Below are 2650 nucleotides of genomic sequence, written 5' to 3' on the forward strand. Positions count from 1 at the left end.
CAACGGTTGGGCTATGAGTAGTTGCGTGGTTTAGCACCTAACTTTGCAAGTACACACCAAACTGAAAATCCGCGAGGATTTTCAGAAGTAGGCGAGAACCAGCAATTACTTATAGCCAATGTTGGCAATAGTTATAGTTTAATCTAGGCACATAGTAATTCTATAAACCAAATTACATCTTTCTTAAAGAAAAAAAGTTGCGCCTACTCTCATTGTATTGATATCATTTGTAAAGTTTGGATACCAGCCAGCGTTGACTTTAAATTTGTTAGGGGTAATTATGTAATTAAAATTAACTTCAGCTTGCCAAATAGTGTCAAAATCAAACATTGTAACAATAGGATTTAAAAAAACAAATGCTTGTTTGCTAAATTTCAAGCTCATATTTGTTTGAAACCCGAAACCACTTTCTTTAGGTTCTGTTAAATACACGTAATTAACCCCTGGGAATAGTGATATATTCTTATTTAATACTATACCAACTACTGCACCAGCTGCTAAAGACCAAGTGTCTGAACCAAGTCCATTGGCGACAGAACCTGTTGGGATACTAATGTCTGCAAAAGGTGCAATGGCGATAACAGTTTTTGATATATTCCGCTTGACTGCATTAAAGTAACGCACTCTTACATCCGAAAGCCCAAACTTATTAGTTGCATCATTATACAAAAGTGGAACTTCTGCTAATAAAAGGTTATCAGGGTTGAAGGCATATTGAAAATTAATTCTCGTGCCATAGGTAGCAAAACCATCATAGGCATTGTACTCACCTAAGGTATTTATTTGCGTGTATAGATTGGTAGGCTTAGAAGGGTCTATTTCTACCGAAGTATCTTGTGCCTGTGTGTATTGAAGGCATAAAGAAAATAACAAGCATATTAAATATATATTTTTCATCTCTAACTAATTTTTTTTGTAAATGGTTTCTCCTTCTTTAATGGTTTCAAGGACTTTGATTTCTTTAATTTTCATAGGGTCTACTTTCAAGGGGTTATTGTCCAGAATAACTAAATCTGCTAGCTTACCATTTTCTAAAGTCCCTTTTTTAGCTTCTTCAAAATACTGATAAGCCGCATTGATGGTAATTGCTTTTAAGGCTTGATATGGCGAAATCCTTTCGTCCGCACCTATAACTTCACCATTTCTTGAAACTCTGTTTACAGCCGTCCAAACAACCATCATTTGGTCTATGGGTGCTACATTGAAATCTGTGTGGTTGGTAGGTTTCAATCCTTTTGAAATTGCCGTTTTCATTGGGCTTATAAAAGACGCTTGCTCCAAACCTCTATTTTTTATATGGGCATCCGCAAAAAAGAAAGTATGCTCAGTGTAGAGCGATGGAATCATATTATACTCCACATATTTATCTAATTGGTCTGGACGTACAAATTGAGAATGGATAATTGTAGTTCTGCGTTCTTTGGTTGGATTTCCATTGCTAGCGAATTCGTGAGCTTTTATACACATATCTATGGCACCATCACCATTAGCGTGAAAAGTTGATTGTAAACCTTTATCATACACGTTTTTTAGCATTTGGTTGACTTCGTCCTGCGAAAATGTAGATTCTCCTAACCAGTTTTCTTCACCACTAGGGCCACCAGTTAAATAAGGTGTTGTAAACAATGCTGTTCGTCCTTGAGGCGAGCCATCTATGGTTATTTTAATACCACCTAGTTTAAATCGATTATTGTATTTACCAAAATCATCAGCACTATAAAGTTTAAAAATTGTATCGAATTCGGTTATAAAAGGATAGGAAACAACATCAATGAATAAAGACTTATTATCTGCACCTTTTTGAACGATTTGTATATCTCCTAAATGAGCCGCTCCATCTTGTGCAGTTGTAACTCCAGCCGCTGCATAAATCATTTGCCCATCTTTAATTTGTTGTAACAGCTCTTCTTCAGTTGGCTTAGGTAATTGAGAAAAAATGGGTAAAAATGCGGTTTCCATTATCAAGCCATAAGGTTTATTGGTTCCAGGTTTTCTTACGATAATTCCTCCGGGTGGTGTTTCGGTTTTTTCAGAAAACCCAAATTGTTCTAAAGCTTTAGAGTTTAAAACAGCTCCGTGCAAAGAAACGTGCATCACCATTACAGGATTATTTGGAAAGGCTTCATCTAAGTCGTCCCGATTTAATAATTTACCTTCTGGCATCACGGTATCGTCATAGCCATAGCCCATTATTAATTTACCATCTGGTATGTTTTTTTCTGATTGAAGGTTTTGTAAAGCTTTTACTACACCAGCTACATTATCAGCTTCTCCAACAGGTGAGGGCGAACAATTGGCCTGAGTGCTCATTCCTAATGAATTAATAAAATGAGAATGTGGGTCGATAAAGCTAGGCATTAAGGTTTTACCATTTAAGTCTATCATTTGATGACCGTTTCCTGCTATTTCCATAGCTTCACTTGAGTCACCTACAAATAATATTCTACCGTCCCTAACTACAATCGCTTCGGCATATTCGGGATTTTCTCCTGTCATAGTAATAATGTCTCCACCATAATAGACAACAGCATTATTTTCTACTCGTTGTTTTTCATTTTTTTTACAAGAGAATAATAGACATATTCCCAAAATCAGTAACAAGGTTTTTTTTGTTTTCATATTCTTTGGTTTTAATTATTGCCAACGGTCT

The 2650-nt window shown here is 35.9% G+C and carries 2 protein-coding genes; both read right to left on the reverse strand.

The genetic code is table 11. The annotated features are described in order from the left end of the window. Positions 1-183 precede the first annotated feature (183 nt). Positions 184-897 (reverse strand): hypothetical protein, encoded by a 714-nt coding sequence (locus tag AB9K32_RS00105; RefSeq protein ID WP_138259781.1) that lies wholly within the window; start codon positions 895-897, stop codon positions 184-186. 6 nt (positions 898-903) lie between these two features. Beyond that, on the reverse strand, positions 904-2619 hold the full coding sequence (locus AB9K32_RS00110; protein ID WP_205123428.1) for an amidohydrolase: 1716 nt from the start codon (positions 2617-2619) through the stop codon (positions 904-906). Between the last annotated feature and the right edge of the window lie 31 nt (positions 2620-2650).

The sequence above is a fragment of the Allomuricauda sp. XS_ASV26 genome (assembly GCF_041224615.1).
GTDB lineage: Bacteria > Bacteroidota > Bacteroidia > Flavobacteriales > Flavobacteriaceae > Flagellimonas > Flagellimonas alginolytica.